This is a genomic window from Pseudomonas sp. GR 6-02 (assembly GCF_001655615.1).
Lineage (GTDB): Bacteria > Pseudomonadota > Gammaproteobacteria > Pseudomonadales > Pseudomonadaceae > Aquipseudomonas.
Genome location: NZ_CP011567.1, coordinates 3701554 through 3716131 on the forward strand (window position 1 = coordinate 3701554; position 14578 = coordinate 3716131).

13 protein-coding genes are annotated in these 14578 nt (G+C 62.1%); 1 reads left to right on the forward strand and 12 read right to left on the reverse strand.

All coding sequences use genetic code 11. From position 1 onward, the window contains the following. Positions 1-18 precede the first annotated feature (18 nt). The 12 genes from PGR6_RS16170 to pedF all read right to left on the reverse strand — a co-directional run bounded on the left by PGR6_RS16170 (position 19) and on the right by pedF (position 13115). The gene (locus PGR6_RS16170) at positions 19-1746 is read right to left on the reverse strand and encodes a hybrid sensor histidine kinase/response regulator (protein WP_064618296.1); all 1728 of its coding nucleotides are present in this window, start codon (positions 1744-1746) and stop codon (positions 19-21) included. Beyond that, on the reverse strand, positions 1730-2893 hold the full coding sequence (ercA, locus tag PGR6_RS16175) for an alcohol dehydrogenase-like regulatory protein ErcA (RefSeq protein WP_018929698.1): 1164 nt from the start codon (positions 2891-2893) through the stop codon (positions 1730-1732). Before ercA ends, PGR6_RS16170 begins: the two co-directional genes overlap by 17 nt. Before the next feature lie 116 nt (positions 2894-3009). Beyond that, entirely contained in the window at positions 3010-4143 is a 1134-nt protein-coding gene (gene pqqE, locus PGR6_RS16180) for a pyrroloquinoline quinone biosynthesis protein PqqE (protein WP_064618299.1), read from the reverse strand. Further along, positions 4140-4892, reverse strand: coding sequence for a pyrroloquinoline-quinone synthase PqqC (gene pqqC / locus PGR6_RS16185; RefSeq protein ID WP_018929700.1), 753 nt, complete (start codon positions 4890-4892; stop codon positions 4140-4142). The genes pqqE and pqqC overlap by 4 nt, the downstream gene beginning before the upstream one ends. A gap of 48 nt (positions 4893-4940) precedes the next feature. Next, entirely contained in the window at positions 4941-5855 is a 915-nt protein-coding gene (pqqB, locus tag PGR6_RS16190) for a pyrroloquinoline quinone biosynthesis protein PqqB (RefSeq protein ID WP_064618301.1), read from the reverse strand. Positions 5856-5908: 53 nt separating this feature from the next. Then, positions 5909-5980, reverse strand: a complete 72-nt coding sequence (pqqA, locus tag PGR6_RS29440; RefSeq protein ID WP_081499480.1) for a pyrroloquinoline quinone precursor peptide PqqA — start codon at positions 5978-5980, stop codon at positions 5909-5911. Positions 5981-6290: 310 nt separating this feature from the next. Beyond that, a complete protein-coding gene (gene exaC, locus PGR6_RS16195) occupies positions 6291-7811 on the reverse strand; it encodes an acetaldehyde dehydrogenase ExaC (RefSeq protein WP_019648895.1) in 1521 nt (506 codons plus the stop codon). A gap of 301 nt (positions 7812-8112) precedes the next feature. Further along, positions 8113-9888, reverse strand: coding sequence for a PQQ-dependent methanol/ethanol family dehydrogenase (locus PGR6_RS16200; RefSeq protein WP_018929703.1), 1776 nt, complete (start codon positions 9886-9888; stop codon positions 8113-8115). A gap of 183 nt (positions 9889-10071) precedes the next feature. Beyond that, the gene (locus tag PGR6_RS16205) at positions 10072-11010 is read right to left on the reverse strand and encodes a quinoprotein relay system zinc metallohydrolase 1 (protein ID WP_064618304.1); all 939 of its coding nucleotides are present in this window, start codon (positions 11008-11010) and stop codon (positions 10072-10074) included. A 15-nt stretch (positions 11011-11025) separates the two neighbouring features. Beyond that, on the reverse strand, positions 11026-11775 hold the full coding sequence (locus tag PGR6_RS16210) for a quinoprotein dehydrogenase-associated SoxYZ-like carrier (protein WP_064618306.1): 750 nt from the start codon (positions 11773-11775) through the stop codon (positions 11026-11028). Beyond that, positions 11772-12650 (reverse strand): substrate-binding periplasmic protein, encoded by an 879-nt coding sequence (locus PGR6_RS16215; protein WP_064618308.1) that lies wholly within the window; start codon positions 12648-12650, stop codon positions 11772-11774. Before PGR6_RS16215 ends, PGR6_RS16210 begins: the two co-directional genes overlap by 4 nt. A gap of 3 nt (positions 12651-12653) precedes the next feature. Then, positions 12654-13115: a cytochrome c-550 PedF gene (pedF, locus tag PGR6_RS16220; RefSeq protein WP_018929707.1), complete on the reverse strand. Its 462-nt coding sequence runs from the start codon at positions 13113-13115 to the stop codon at positions 12654-12656. Positions 13116-13365: 250 nt separating this feature from the next. On the opposite strand from pedF, the gene PGR6_RS16225 reads away from it, so the two are divergent. Next, entirely contained in the window at positions 13366-14550 is a 1185-nt protein-coding gene (locus PGR6_RS16225) for an ABC transporter substrate-binding protein (RefSeq protein WP_064618310.1), read from the forward strand. Positions 14551-14578: the final 28 nt, after the last annotated feature.

A 14578-nucleotide genomic window follows, 5' to 3' on the forward strand; every position in this document is an offset into this window, starting at 1 on the left:
GATCTTTTCATCGGCTCGCTACGCCAACAACTGACTCAACACTGCACGCAACTTGCCGGGTTTCACCGGTTTGTTCAGCAATGGCGCGTCGAGCCGCTGCAACGAGCGTCGACACTGATCGGTGCGGTCGGCGGTGATGATCACCGCCGGTATCGTCCGGCTGAAATGCTCGCGCAGATGCCGGACCACTTCACAGCCCACCACCCCGTGATCGAGGTGGTAATCCGCCAGAATCAGTTCCGGCGCCTGCCCCTGCAAAGCCACCAGCGCGGTGGCCTCATCGGTGGCGGTGACCACCTCGCAGCCCCACTGCCCGAGCAGTGCGCTCATGCTTTCAAGGATGCTGACTTCGTTGTCCAGCACCAGCAGGCGCCGCCCCGGCAGCGGGTTGCCGGTGCTCGGCTGCGGCGCGGCCTGGCTGATCGGCAGTGGAATCTCACGGGAAATCGGCACCTCGATGCTGAACATCGAACCGCGCCCTGGCCGCGAATGCACCTGAATCCGGTAATCGAGGATCTTGGCGATGCGTTCGACAATCGCCAGTCCCAGGCCCACGCCCTTGCGATCGGCGGCGCGGCCAACGTCCAGTTGGTTAAATTCAAGGAAGATCGAATCGAGACGATCCGCCGGGATCCCGCGCCCGGTGTCCCAGACTTCGATTCGCAGTACGTCGCCCCGGCGCCGGGCACCCAGCAGGATGCTGCCGTCGTCGGTGTAGCGGCAGGCATTGCTGAGGAAGTTGCGCAGAATCCGCGTCATCAGCCGCAAGTCGGTATGAATCGCGTAATCACCCATGTGCACCCGCAGGTTCAACCCGGTCGCCGCGGCCACCGACTGAAACTCCGAAACCAGTGGCGCGAACAATTCATCGAGGCGGTACAGGGCGATGTCCGGCTTTACCGCGGCCTGATCGAGCCGGGAAATATCCAGCAGGTCGGTGAGCAAGTCTTCGGCCCCTTCCAGTGCCTGATGGGTGCGCTCCACCAGTACCTGTTCGACGTCGGGCAAATGCCGTTCGCGCAAGGTCGAGATCAACAAACGCGCGGCGTTGAGCGGTTGCAGCAGGTCGTGACTGGCGGCGGCGAGGTATTTGTCCTTGCTGCGATTGGCCGCTTCGGCGGCATCACGGGCGTCGCGCAAGGCTTCGGCGATCTGTTTACGCTCGGTGATCTGTTGTTGCAGATTGCGGTTGGCGTCCAGCAACTCATTGGTGCGCGCGGTGACCCGTTGTTCCAGTTGGTCATTGAGCTGTTGCAAGCGCTCCTGGGCCTGTTTTCGTTCGGTGATGTCGGCGACGAACCCCTCCACCAGGCCTTCCTGATCCGGTTTGAGCAGCAGGTTCATCAACACGTCGAGGACAGTGCCGTCCTTGCGCCGCAGCTGGGTTTCATAGCCCAGCAGGCTGCGCTCACGCTGGAGGACTTCGCCGATGCCTTCCAGCTCTTGCGCGCCGCCGACGAACAGCGTGCCCGCCAGGTCCGTCAGGGAAAACAGCACCTCCTGCGGGTCCTGATAGCCAAGCATCCGCGCCAGCGCCGGGTTGGCGGCGCGCATGCCTTCCTGCAGGCTGGCCTGGAAGATTCCGTGCACGGCGTTTTCGAACAGCCATTTGTAGCGGTTGCGCTCGGCCTCCAGTTCATCCAGGCGCGCGGCCAGTTCCGGGTAATGACTCTTGCGCGCCGAGTGATTGCCCAGCCCGAGTAACCCGGTCAGCGCCCGTTGCTGTTCGTCAGAGGGCTTCGCCATAGACGACCTCGACGTCGCGCTGGCTGGACTCGCGCGGGTTGGTAAGGATGCAGGGGTCATCCATGGCATGTTGCGACAGGAACGGAATGTCCGACGTGCTCACCCCGTGCAGGCCCAGGGTTTCGTGGAAGCCGATGGCGTGTTTGAGGGCGATCAAGTGGTCGACCAGACGTCCGCAGATCTGCCGGTGATTCAGGCCGCGACAATCGATGCCGAAGGTCTCGGCGATCACCTTGAAGCGCTCCGGCGCCGAGCTGTAGTTGAACGCTACCACGTGTTCCACCAGCACCGCGTTGCACAAGCCGTGAGGCAGATCGAGGAATCCACCGAGGCTGTGGGACATGGCGTGCACCGCGCCAAGGATCGCGTTGGAGAACGCCAGCCCGGCCTGCATGCTGCCGAGCATGATCTTTTCCCGCAGGGCGATGTCGTTCGGGTTGGCGATCATCTGCACCAGATTGCCGTTGATCAGCCGCATCGCCTCCAGCGCATGGGGATCGGTGAGCGGCCCGTGGCCTGTGGAAACGAAGGCCTCGATGGCGTGGACCAACGCGTCGATGCCGGTACAGGCCGACAGGAACGGGTCCATGCTCAAGGTGGTTTCCGGGTCGATCAGCGACACGTCCGGCACCGCAGCCTTGCTGACGATGGAGAATTTCATGCGTTCTTGCTGATTGGAGATGATCACGAACTGCGACACATCGGCCGACGTGCCGGCGGTGGTCGGGATCAGGATCAGCGGCGGGCTGGGCATGCGCAGGGTGTCCACGCCCTCGAATTCAAGGATGTTGCGCCCGTGGGCGACGACGATGCCGATGCCCTTGCCGCAGTCCATCGGGCTGCCGCCGCCGACCGCGACGATCACATCGCAGTGATTCTCCCGGTACAGCTCGGCGCCGAGCATCACTTCCTCGATCCGCGGGTTGGGCGAAACGTCGCTGTACACAAAGTAATCGATGCCCTGGGCTTGCAGGCTGGCCTCGACATCGGCGACCCAACCGGCGGCGATCACACCGGGGTCGCTGACCACCAGCACCTTGCGGGCGCCGAAGGTCTTGGCGTAATTGCCGACGTTATGCCGACAGCCGGCACCGAAGATGATTTCAGGTGAAACGAATTTACGCAGTTGACTGAGATTCTGGCTCATTGGAAAGCCTGTTTTTATTGTTTTGAAAGGTAAAGCCAACACTAAAGCATCCGGCTGCGAATGCAATCAGACCAATGGGTAGCAACTACCGGGGGTGGGGGCTTCGCGTTCGCAATTTATCCGCGATAGATCAGCCGCGAAGCCTTTTCATTGCGCAATGTCAGGTGTTCCATGCCCTGCCCCGGCGCGTCGGCTTCGTCCCGGGCCTTGAGGATGACGCTGTGGTGCGGCGACTTGCTGCACACCGGGTCGGCGTTGCTCGCGTCCCCCGTGAGCATGAACGCCTGGCAGCGGCAGCCGCCCAGGTCCTTATGTTTTTCATCGCAGGAACGGCACGGCTCTTTCATCCAGTCATCGCCACGAAACCGGTTGAAACCGAAGGAGTCGTTCCAGATGTGTTCGACGCTGTGCTCGCGCACATTTGGGAACTGCACCGGCAGCTGACGCGCGCTATGACAAGGCAACGCCGTACCGTCCGGGGTGATGTCGAGAAACAGGTTGGCCCAGCCATTCATGCAGGTCTTGGGGCGCTCTTCGTAATAGTCCGGGGTGACGAAAATCAGCTTGCACGGGTGGCCCTCGGCCTCAAGCCGCTGGCGATACTCGTTGGTGATGCGCTCGGCGCGCTGTAATTGTTCGCGGGTCGGCAACAGGCCGACGCGGTTGAGTTCGGCCCAGCCATAGAACTGGCAGGTCGCCAACTCGACGAAATCCGCTTCCAGCTCCAGGCACAGCTCGATGATCTGCGCGATCTGGTCGATGTTGTGCCGATGGGTAACGAAGTTCAGCACCATCGGGTAGCCCTGGGCTTTCACCGCCCGGGCCATGGCCAGTTTCTGGGCGAAGGCCTTGCGTGAGCCGGCGAGCATGTTGTTGACCGCTTCGTCGGCGGCCTGAAAGCTGATCTGGATGTGGTCCAGCCCGGCGACCTTGAAGTCGCGGACCTTCTGCTCGGTCAGGCCGATACCCGAGGTGATCAGGTTAGTGTAGTAACCCATATCCCGCGCGGCCTTGATCAGCTCGGCCAGGTCCTGGCGCACCAACGGCTCGCCACCGGAAAACCCCAGTTGCGCGGCGCCCATCTCCCTGGCTTCGCGAAACACCCGGATCCACTCTTCTGTGCTCAACTCCTCACCCTGTTGGGCGAAATCCAAGGGATTGGAGCAATACGGGCATTGCAGCGGGCAGCGATAGGTCAGCTCCGCCAACAGCCACAACGGTGGGCCGGGTTGCTGCTCGATCGCGTTCACAGGGCGATCCCCCGGTGCCAGACCCGCTCGGCGGTGACCGTGTGATACGGCGGGCGGTCCAGCTCATAGGCCATGCTCATCGCGTCGAGCATGCTCCACAGCACATCAAGCTTGAACTGCAGAATCTCCAGCATGCGCTGCTGGCCCTCGACCGTGACGTAATGCGCCAGGGTGATGCGCAAACCATGCTCGACATCGCGCCGGGCCTGGCTCAGGCGCGTACGGAAATAGTCGTAACCGGCCGGGTCGATCCATGGGTAATGGCTGGGCCAGGCGTCGAGCCGAGACTGATGGATCTGCGGCGCGAACAGCTCGGTCAGCGAACTGCTGGCCGCTTCCTGCCAACAAGCACGGCGGGCGAAATTGACGTAGGCGTCCACGGCAAATCGCACACCCGGCAGCACCAACTCTTGCGAGAGAATTTGTTCGCGATCCAGGCCCACCGCTTCGCCCAGACGCAACCAGGCTTCGATGCCGCCTTCGCTGCCGGGGACTCCGTCATGGTCGAGAATCCGTTGCAGCCATTCCCGCCGCACGTCGCGGTCCGGGCAGTTGGCGAGAATGGCCGCGTCCTTCAGTGGAATGTTCACCTGATAGTAGAAGCGATTGGCGACCCAGCCCTGGATCTGCTCGCGGGTGGCGCGCCCGGCGTACATCGCTTGGTGGAATGGATGATGGATGTGGTAATAGGCGCCTTTGGCGCGCAGGGCCGCTTCGAATTCGGTGGGGGTCATGGGGGTGTCAGTCATTGCGGTTCTCCGGGGAATAACCGTTGGGTTCTGCGATGAGGCCATCCGCTACAGCTCAATACTCATGCCGTCATAGGCCACTTCAATCCCCCGCCGCTCCAGCAACGCCCGCTCGGCCGAGTCTTCGTCGAGGATCGGGTTGGTGTTGTTGATGTGGATCAGCACCTTGCGCTGGCGATTGAAGCCCTCCAGCACTTCGAGCATCCCGCCGGGACCGCTTTGCGGCAGGTGGCCCATTTCGCGGCCCAGGCTCTGGCCGACTTCACATACGCGCATTTCATCGTCGCGCCACAGCGTGCCGTCCAGCAGCAGGCAATCGGCGCGCTGTATCCAGCTCAATACCTCGGCGTCAACCTGCCCCAGACCCGGCGCATAGAACACCGATGCTCCGTTGCGCTGGTCTTCGATGAACAGGCCGATGGTGTCCCCCGGCTGCGGGTTGCCACGGTTGGGGGAATACGGCGGTGCGTTGCTGACCAATGGAATGGCGCGAAATTGCAGGTGTTGGCAGGCTGCGATGCTGAACGGCTCACGGTCCAGTTCGATCGGTTGCCACTGCAAACCACCGTTCCAGTGTTTGAGCATGGTGAACAACGGGAAGCCGCTGCTCAGGTCTTCATGCACCCGCTCGGTGCACCAGACCGAATGCGGGCAGCCTTCGCGCAGGCTCAACAGGCCGGTGCAATGGTCGATCTGACTGTCCAGCAGGACCACGCCGGCAATCGCCGTGTCACGCACGCGGCGGGCCGGTTGCAGCGTCGGGAAGCTTTCGAGTTGGGCGCGGATGTCTGGTGAAGCATTGCAGAGTATCCATTCCACACCGTCGTCGCTCAGGGCAATGGACGACTGCGTACGGCGTTGCGCGCGCAGAGTGCCGTGGCGCATCGCCGCGCATTGACGGCAGTTGCAGTTCCATTGCGGAAAACCGCCGCCGGCGGCGGAACCGAGAACGCGGATGTGCATGGCAGGCTCCAGAAAGCAGGCCCGGCCAACGCGACGGCTGACCGGGCGATCAATCAACGGTTGGCGAAATACATCGTCACTTCGAAGCCAATGCGCAGATCGGTAAACGCGGGTTTATGCCACATGGGTCATTCCTCTTCTTGTGCCGGACGATTCCGGTAGAGCCATTAATGCACGGGGCGCCGACTGCCCGAATGCTACTTTCGAAGGAGGTGGCGGCGTGCGTTGGTAGGGGGGCGCGCAGATCTTAAGCACCACACAAAATCCTGTGGGAGCGGGTTTGTGTGGCGAGGGAGCTTGCTCCCGTTGGGTCGCGAAGCGGCCCCAAAAGCTTCGCGACTGCTTCGCAGCCGAACGGGAGCAAGCTCCCTCGCCACAGGCAAGCCCCCTCGCCACAAAGGCTCGCTCCCAAAGGGTCTGTGGTGTGCTTATGAGTTAGAAGAACCCCAGCGGATTAATGTCGTAGCTCACCAGCAGGTTTTTGGTCTGTTGGTAATGGTCGAGCATCATCTTGTGGTTCTCACGGCCGACACCGGACTTCTTGTAGCCACCGAACGCGGCGTGGGCCGGGTACAGGTGGTAGCAGTTGGTCCAGACGCGCCCGGCCTTGATCGCCCGGCCCATGCGGTAGGCGCGGTTGATGTCGCGGGTCCACAGGCCCGCACCGAGGCCGAACTCGCTGTCGTTGGCGATCGCCAGGGCTTCGGCTTCGTCCTTGAAGGTGGTGACACCCACCACCGGGCCGAAGATTTCTTCCTGGAACACGCGCATTTTGTTGTGGCCCTTGAGCAGCGTCGGCTGGATGTAATAGCCGCTGGACAAGTCGCCTTCCAGACGCTCGGCCGCGCCACCGGTGAGCAGTTCGGCGCCCTCCTCCTGGGCGATTTTCAGGTACGAGAGGATCTTGTCGTATTGCTGCTCGGACGCCTGGGCGCCGACCATGGTCTCGGTGTCCAGCGGGTTGCCGCGCTTGATCTTGACGATCTTCTTCATCACCTCGGCCATGAACGGCTCGTAGATCGATTCCTGCACCAGTGCCCGCGACGGACAAGTGCAGACTTCGCCTTGGTTGAAGAACGCCAGCACCAGGCCTTCGGCGGCTTTTTCGATGAACTGCGGTTCGGCGTTCATGATGTCTTCGAAGAAGATGTTCGGCGACTTGCCGCCCAGTTCAACGGTGCTTGGAATGATGTTCTCGGCTGCGCAATGCATGATGTGCGCGCCCACCGGGGTGGAACCGGTGAAGGCGATCTTGGCGATGCGCTTGCTGGTGGCCAGCGCTTCACCGGCTTCGCGACCGAAGCCCTGGACGATATTCAGCACACCGGCTGGCAGCAAATCGGCGATCAGCTCGGCGAACACCATGATCGACAGCGGTGTTTGCTCGGCGGGTTTGAGCACGATGCAGTTGCCGGCAGCCAGGGCCGGGGCGAGTTTCCACGCGGCCATCAGCAGCGGGAAGTTCCACGGAATGATCTGCCCGACCACGCCCAGTGGTTCGTGGAAATGATAGGCGGTAGTCAGTTCGTTGATTTCAGCGGCACCGCCCTCTTGAGCGCGGATGCAACCGGCGAAGTAACGGAAGTGGTCGGCGGCCAGCGGCACGTCAGCGTTGAGGGTTTCGCGCACGGCCTTGCCGTTGTCCCAGGTTTCGGTGACGGCGAGGATTTCCAGGTTCTGTTCGATGCGGTCAGCGATTTTCAGCAGCACCAGCGAGCGGTCCTGCGCCGAGGTTTTGCCCCAGGCATCAGCGGCGGCATGGGCGGCGTCGAGAGCCTTTTCGATGTCGGCGGCGCTGGAGCGCGGGAATTCGGCAATCACTTCACCGGTGACCGGTGAGGTATTGGTGAAGTACTCGCCATTGACCGGGGCGACGAACTCGCCGCCGATGAAATTGCCGTAGCGCGGTTTGAAGGAAACGATGGCGCCAGGTGTTCCGGGTTGTGCGTAGATCATGATGGGCCTCTGTCTGGGTCGATGCCTGTCAGGCCAACAGGCGATGAACCGATAGTAGAGAGCCCCGCCTGTCAGACGAATGCGCCGTTGGCAGGGGGACTCTCGTTATTTGGTAGTAGAAGGCGCCGCTGTGTCAGCGGGCTTTTGTGGCGAGGGAGCTTGCTCCCGTTCGGCTGCGAAGAGTCGTAAATCCAAACGACTCGGTTGGGGCCGGGAACGTTGGGGGCGGCTTCGCAGCCCAGCGGGAGCAAGCTCCCTCGCCACAGGTCATTCATCGCCACTCAGGTTGTGGTTGCCAGGGTTAGTGCTTGGCAACCAGGTCCTTCGGCAGCTTGAAGGTCCACAGCATGCCGCCCTGGTTGAAGTCCTTGATGCGCTTGGCCACTTCGCCGCCCCACAGCGGTACCGCGCCGCCCCAGCCGGAGAGCACCGAAACGTATTGTTCGCCGTCCATTTCCCAGGTGATGGGCGAGCCGAGCACGCCGGAGCCGGTCTGGAATTCCCAGACTTTCTCGCCGGTCTTGGCGTTGAACGCTTGTAGGAAACCTTCCGGCGTACCGGTGAACACCAGGTTGCCCTTGGTGGTCAGCACCCCGCCCCACAACGGCGCGAAGTTCTTGTGGCGCCAGACTTCCTTGCCGGTTTTCGGGTCGATGGCGCGCAGCACGCCGATGTAGTCTTCATTCAATGGTTTGATGGTGAAACCGGCGCCGAGGAACGCCGCGCCTTTTTTATAGGCGATGCCTTCGTTCCAGATGTCCATGCCCCACTCGTTGGACGGCACATAGAACAGGCCGGTGTCGCGGTTGTAGGCCATCGGCATCCAGTTTTTCGCCCCCAGGAACGCCGGCGCTACAAACACCGAACTGCCTTTGGCCTCGGAGCCCGGTGCACCCGGACGGCTGTCTTCGTTGTAGATCGGCCGACCGTTTTTATCCAGGCCACTGGCCCAGGTGATCTTGTCCACGAACGGGAAGCCGCGGATGAATTTGCCGTTGGTGCGATCCAGCACATAGAAGAAACCGTTACGGTCCGCGGTGGCCGCGGCTTTGATTTCCTTGCCGCCTTCGTTGTAGTTGAACGACACCAGTTCGTTCACGCCGTCATAGTCCCAGCCGTCGTGAGGGGTGCTCTGGAAGTGCCATTTGATCGTGCCGTCGTCCGGGTTCAGCGCCAGGCGCGAGGACGAGTAAAGGTTGTCGCCAGGGCGCAGGTGCGAGTTCCAGGGTGCCGGGTTGCCGGTGCCGAACAGCAGCAGATTGGTTTCCGGGTCGTAGTAGCCGCCCAGCCACGGCGCCGCGCCGCCGGTTTTCCACAAATCGCCCGGCCAGGTCTTGCCCGCTTCGCCGCCGGAGATGCCGTTCTCTACGGCCTTGCCGTCTTTGTAGACGTAACCCATGTGGCCTTCGACCGTTGGCCGGGTCCACAGTAGATCACCGTTTTTCGGGTCGTAGGCCTCGATCTTGCCCACCACCCCGAACTCGCCACCCGCCACGCCAGTGATCAGTTTGCCGTTGATCACCAGTGGCGCGGCGCTGATGGAGTAGCCTTCCTTGTGGTCGGCGACTTTCTTGCTCCATACCACTTTGCCGGTGTCTTTATTCAGGGCCACGAGCTTGGCGTCGAGAGTGCCGAAGATCACCAGGTCGCCATACAGCGCCACGCCACGGTTGATCACGTCACAGCACGGACGGATGTCATCCGGCAGGCGCGCGTCGTATTGCCAGAGCTTGCGGCCGGTGCGCGCATCCACGGCGAACACCCGTGAGTAGGAACCGGTCATGTACATCACGCCGTCCTTGATCATCGGCTGCGCTTGCTGACCGCGCTGTTTTTCACCGCCGAACGAAAAGGCCCAGACCGGGCGCAAGTCTTTCACGTTGTCGACATTGAGGGTGTCCAGCGGGCTGTAGCGCTGACCCTGGACGCCCAGGCCATTGGTGACGACCTGTTCCGGATTCTTCGGATCCTGGAGGATGTCTTGATCGGAGACTGCGGCCATTGCCTGGCCGGACAACAGCATGGCACTGAGCAGCACGCTCAAGACGAAGGGTTGGCGACGTGCGGGTTGGGTCATGACGGCTACCTCTGCGGTTTTTGTTATACCCGGGAAATTTTCCCGGTCTGGTGCAGATTCTTGGGCGCCGCCGCCCTTGCAACAATTGCCCGCAATGCGGAGATTTCTAGTTCCTTGGTAGCGGGTCGGATGATGCCAATCAACGAAGGCTCACCACAAAGGATGCGTCGTATCTGAGATGGACTACTGATCCTTGCCGGAATCCACCCGCGTCATCTGCGCGCGCTCATAGCGCGGGTACAAATGGCTGACGCTGCGGATCAGCTCATAACGGCTCAGGTTGATCCCGGCGAACCGTTCAGGAATGGGGCTGCGGATCATCTCGGCCATGTCGCTGCCGTTCGCCGCACCGTCGCGCATGAGTTGATCGAGCCAGGAGAGGTAATCGCGCATCTGCTCGAACGGTTTGCTGTCCGTTGCCACGGGCCCATGCCCGGGCACAATCAGCGTCCACGGCAATCCCTGAAGCGTGGCGAGATCCGCCAGCCACACCGACAACCCCGGGCTGTTCGGCGTGGTCAGGGCCCGTTGATAAAACACCAGATCCCCGGCAAACAGCACGCCGGTTTTCTGGTCGAGAATAGCCAGATCCGCGCCGGTGTGCCCACCCAGACTCAGCAGCCGCAAATCGTGGTTCCCAAAACTTTGCACACCTGGCGTCAGCGTCTGCGTCGGCAACACCACTTCGGTGCCGCGCATCCAGTCACCCACCAGTCGATACATGTTCTCGGCCATCGCATCACCCTGTTGATGCAACAGCTCGGTGGTGCCGGCCAGTGCAGCAATCGGCACGTCGACGAAGGCCTGATTGCCCAGCACATGGTCGGGATGGTGATGGGTCAGCAACACCTGGATCACCGGTTTATCGGTGGTTGTGGCAATCGCTTTGCGCAGGGCCTCGCCGTAGCGCTTCGATGGCCCGGTGTCGATCACCACCACCCCTTGCCCGGTGACGATGAACGCGGTGTTGACGATGTTGCCGCCGTTGTTCTTGGCGAAGTTATCGGTGCTGCCCTCAAGCAGCCAGGTGTCTTCGGCAATCTGTCGGGGCTTGAGTGCGTAATCGGGATCGGCCAGGGTCGGCAGGCTCACACAGATGAACAACAACAGCATCCAGCGCATCACACGCTCCTTGGGTCAGGGTATGGCCGCATCGAATTGATTGCCGCTGTTGTCGCGCAGTATCAGGCGCGTCTGCCCCGCACCTTCGATGTCGAAAGCCAGGTTGGGGTTCTCGCTGACCGCCGGGAACAGCTCCAGACGCGCCAGTACCCGGTTGTCTGAGTCCCGCAGCTCGGCCTGGTTGAGGAAAAATTCCGGGATGCCGCTGACCATGCCGTTGTCCATCGGATGCGCCACCTGCAAACGCACGCGACTGAACTCACCACGGGGATAACGACCGCCGAGCACTTCACCGATGTGTTCTTCCCAGCCCGGCTGGGTGCGCACCACGCTCGGCGCCGTGCAACCGCCGCCGGCCGCGTCGATCAGGGTCGAACCGACGTGCCACAGTCCGTCGCGAGTCAACACCGCCGCGCGCAATGGCGTGGCCTGTTCAACGCGGATGCGGATCGACAGCCAGGGCAGCACACCGGTCAAAGGCTCGAAGTCGACGATTTTCGGCAGCGGGTTGAGTTCGGCCCAGGCAAGGATTCGCACCACTTCGCCCTTGAACGCCCGAGCGTCGATTTCCAACGGCACTTGCCGGGCGTCTTCGGCGAACGGCGGTGCCAGCAGCTTGACCCGCTCGTCGAACACGAACGGTGCGTCGCCAAGCATCTGCTTGTGATAGAACGCCCACATCACCGACGGCACCGGATCGACCTCAACCGCCTGCGCGGCCAAGGGCAACCAGCAGGCCAACAGCCAACGCGCGCGCCAGTTCATTGTTGATACATCTCGGGCACGTCATAGCGCAGGCCGTAATGGGCATAAATGCTTTTGAGCGTGCCCTCGCGAATCAACGTTTCCAACGCCTCTTCCACGGCATAGGCCAGTTGCCGGTTGCTTTCATGCACCGCCATGCCGATCTCCCAGCGTTGCTTGCCCATGTTCGGGTAGGCGTTTTCCGCCAGCGCCACTTGCGGGTCGGCGGCCTGATGCACCTGCCAGTCGATCTCGCCGCGCATCGCCATCACCGCGTCGACTTCACCGGCCTTCATCGCGGCAAACGCCTGGGGCACGCTGGGGTAATGATGGGTCTTGGCGGCGAGCATGCCGTTGAACACCGAGGTCAGGTAAAACGAGGGCACACTGTCGACTTCGACGCCAATCGGGTGCTGCTGGAACACCGCGACGCTGGCCACCGAGTCCAGCCGACGACGGTCATACGCCACCTGCCATTGTTCGGTCTGGTACGGCCCGAACATCACCACATGGCCGTTCTCCAGTTCGCCCAGCTCATTGCGTTTCTGTGAGTAATCGCGGTCGTAGGGGACGCGCATCATCAGGTCGGCCAGTTGCTGATTGTGCAGCTGACTGGCCCGCCAGATGTAATCGCGCAGGTCGTCGTCGAGCTTCTCCCCGGCGGGTGCCCAGATCAGTTTCAGGCGTACCCCCATGGCCTTGGCCAAGGCCTGGGCGAGTTCGACATCGACTCCGCGAGGCTGGCCGGCGTCCTCGAAACTGTAGGGCGCGAAGTCCTTGTAGACCGCGACTTTCAGCTCGGCGGCGGCGATCATTTCGTCATAGGTCCGGACCTGTGCCTGCGCTGCCTGGCAGCACAACCACACAGCGCTGATCAACACCGCGAGCAGGCGCATGGGTCACTCCTCGACGTGCACGCTGTCCAGGTAGGTGCGTACCGCCCACAAGGCTTCCTGACTCAAATAGTCAGCCATCTTCGGCATGTACACTCGGCCATCACGCACGGCGCCATGGCGCACCCGTTCGACGAACCACTCGTCACCGGCTTCGGCGACGTCGAGCTTGCGCAAGTCAGGGGCGATGCCGCCGGACTTGGCTTCCAGGCCATGACAGGCCGCGCAGTTCTGGTTGTAGGCCGAAGAGCCGATCTCCAACGCTTTATCGTGCTCCGGAGAGGAACGATACGGGTTCACCGCCGCCCAACCATCGGCATCGACCTGCACACCGGCATCCTTGATCGGGGTCAGTCCCTTGGTTTCGACGGCCTGGGGTACCACGTTGCCGTGAGCCCAGACGGAACCTGCGCTGATGAAGCCGGCCAGCAGTCCGGCAACGAGCAAGGCGTTGCGTTTTGTTGTCATTGTTATGCCCTCAAGATTGCACGCAGAACCTCTTTACAGAGGCTATGGCAGCCATCTTAGGAACCCCGTCGCACCAGCCCTATGCTGCTTTGGTGGTCGCGACCTACTCCCTTGGTAGTAGGGCTTGTGGTGAGCCGCCCAAGTGTTTCCCACGCCGTTACTACCTTGGTACTGGCCCATCGGTACTTTCTGCATATTTCCCCGACCGACCGGGGTTCCTATGCTGGCGCTACCTGTGATGGAGTGCCTTATGCGCCAGCTCGCCCCTTATGCCTTGATCTACCTGCTGGCGATTGCCTGCGCCGCCGGGCTGGCGACCCAGAGTCAGGCGGCGGATGCGCCGTTGCAGGTGCGGATCGGCTACCTGGGGTATCGCCCCGATCCTGGGCCATTGCTGTCGAACGTTATTCCTGAACCGACCGATGCCGGCCTGCGGGGCGCTGAACTGGCAATCATCGACAGCAACAGCACCGGGCACTTTCTCAACCAGCGCTACGAGTTGGTCAGCGCCAATGTCGACAACCCCGACGCCTTGCTCGAAGCCGCCAAAGCCCAACACGAACAAGGCCTGCGGCTGTTTGTGGTGAATGCTCCGGCGGAAAACCTGCGCCGACTCAGCGCCATGCTCCCCGACAGCCTGCTGTTCAATGCCGGCAGCCCCGATGACAGCCTGCGCACTACCGATTGCCTGCCGAACGTGCTGCACAGCCTGCCAAGCCGGGCGATGCTGGCCGATGCGCTGGCGCAATTTCTGGTGCTGCGCAAATGGCAACGGGCGCTGCTGATCGTCGGCCCCACCGCCGACGATCAAGCCTATGCCGCCGCCCTGCGCCGGGCGGCAAAACGCTTCGGCCTGCAACTGGTGGCGGAGAAAGCCTGGAGCTTCGATAACGATCAACGGCGCAGCGCCCAGGCCGACATGCCGTTGTTCACCCAAACCACCGAGTACGACGTGGTGCTGGTCGCCGATGAACGCGGTGACTTCGGCGAGTACGTGCCCTACCAGACCTGGTACCCACGGCCGGTCGCCGGCACCCAGGGCCTGACCCCGGTGGGCTGGCACAAGACCGTGGAAACCTACGGTGCCGCCCAGTTGCAAAAACGCTTCGAAGCCCTGGCCGGACGCTGGATGAACGATCGGGATTTCGCCGCGTGGATGGCGGTGCGCAGCATTGCCAGCGCGGTGGGCAAACTGCGTCAGGCCGATGCCATGGCGATTCGGACGCTTGAAATCAGCGAGCAATTGCCGCTGGACGGCTTCAAGGGTCGCAAGCTCAGTTATCGGCCATGGAACGGTCAGTTGCGCCAGCCGATCCCCATCGTGCAACCCAGGGCGCTGGTCAGTACGTCGCCGCAAGACGGCTTCCTGCACCCCTTCAACGAAATGGACAGCCTGGGTTACGACAAAGCCGAGGTCAGTTGCCGCTTTCCCTGAAAGCTCTACCACCACAACAATAAGGAAT

Bases quoted from the DNA above. Each gene is read 5' to 3' on its own strand.
- pedF (WP_018929707.1), bottom strand. From the start codon at position 13,115: ATGACAACAAAACGCAACGCCTTGCTCGTTGCCGGACTGCTGGCCGGC.
- PGR6_RS16200 (WP_018929703.1), bottom strand. From the start codon at position 9,888: ATGACCCAACCCGCACGTCGCCAACCCTTCGTCTTGAGCGTGCTGCTC.
- PGR6_RS16210 (WP_064618306.1), bottom strand. From the start codon at position 11,775: ATGAACTGGCGCGCGCGTTGGCTGTTGGCCTGCTGGTTGCCCTTGGCC.
- ercA (WP_018929698.1), bottom strand. From the start codon at position 2,893: ATGAGCCAGAATCTCAGTCAACTGCGTAAATTCGTTTCACCTGAAATC.
- pqqB (WP_064618301.1), bottom strand. From the start codon at position 5,855: ATGCACATCCGCGTTCTCGGTTCCGCCGCCGGCGGCGGTTTTCCGCAA.
- PGR6_RS16205 (WP_064618304.1), bottom strand. From the start codon at position 11,010: ATGCGCTGGATGCTGTTGTTGTTCATCTGTGTGAGCCTGCCGACCCTG.
- exaC (WP_019648895.1), bottom strand. From the start codon at position 7,811: ATGATCTACGCACAACCCGGAACACCTGGCGCCATCGTTTCCTTCAAA.
- PGR6_RS16225 (WP_064618310.1), top strand. From the start codon at position 13,366: ATGCGCCAGCTCGCCCCTTATGCCTTGATCTACCTGCTGGCGATTGCC.
- pqqC (WP_018929700.1), bottom strand. From the start codon at position 4,892: ATGACTGACACCCCCATGACCCCCACCGAATTCGAAGCGGCCCTGCGC.
- PGR6_RS16215 (WP_064618308.1), bottom strand. From the start codon at position 12,650: ATGCGCCTGCTCGCGGTGTTGATCAGCGCTGTGTGGTTGTGCTGCCAG.
- PGR6_RS16170 (WP_064618296.1), bottom strand. From the start codon at position 1,746: ATGGCGAAGCCCTCTGACGAACAGCAACGGGCGCTGACCGGGTTACTC.